The 774-nt window shown below is 75.8% G+C and carries 1 protein-coding gene; it reads left to right on the top strand.

The window, feature by feature from the left end:
* Positions 1–44 precede the first annotated feature (44 nt).
* Positions 45–774: eCIS core domain-containing protein (locus ACNFOC_RS54830; protein WP_416966374.1), on the top strand; the 730-nt coding region annotated here is incomplete at its 3' end.

Here is a 774-nt window from a genome sequence, read left to right as displayed (position 1 = left end):
CCCGTAGCAGGCAAGGGCACCCGCCGACCAAAGGGGAACCGCACATGCGCGTCCAGGGAGAGAACCGTCCGAGCGGTGACCGTACCGGCGGACGCCCCGCGCCTCGGCCCGCGGCTCGCCCCGCCGCCGCCCTGCCCCCGCTCACCGCGCTCCAACAGGCCGCCGGGAACGCCGCGGTGGCCCGTGCGATCCAGCGGGCCCGGGACGAGCAGCGCGGTGAGGAGCAGCACGGCGGGTCGGAGGCGCGCGCCGCCGAGGGGGCCGTACCGGTGCAGCGGCGGGCGTCCGTCGTCGACGCCGTCGGCTCCCCGGGGCGTCCCCTGGAGCCCCGCATCCTTCAACGGGCCGAGCGGGCCTACGACATGGACTTCGGCCATGTACGCGTGCACGACAACCCCGTCGCCCAGCGCTCGGCCGAGGAGCTCGGCGCCCTGGCCTACACCACCGGTTCGCACATCGTGCTCGGCGGCGACCGCGTCGAGGACGAGGTGATGTACGAAGAGGTCGACCACGTACGCCAGCAGGCCCTGGGGCCCGTGCCCGGTACCGACAACGGCCGGGGCGAGAAGGTCTCCCACCCGGACGACCCGTTCGAGAGGAGCGCCGGCGCCAACGGCCGGAAACTGGCCCGGGGTTCCGCTCCCGAACTGTCGCTGCCCGGGGCCGCCTCACCCGATGGGGCGGTGCAGCGCAGCGTGGACGGGGACCTTCCCGTCCAGCGGGCGGACCGTCCCGGACCCTCGACCGCGGCCCCGCCGCGCACCACCACGACCC

Source organism: Streptomyces colwelliae (genome assembly GCF_048158785.1).
Taxonomy (GTDB): Bacteria; Actinomycetota; Actinomycetes; order Streptomycetales; family Streptomycetaceae; genus Streptomyces.
Note: the sequence above shows the minus strand (reverse complement) of the source record. Positions and strands in the feature narration are given on the sequence as shown.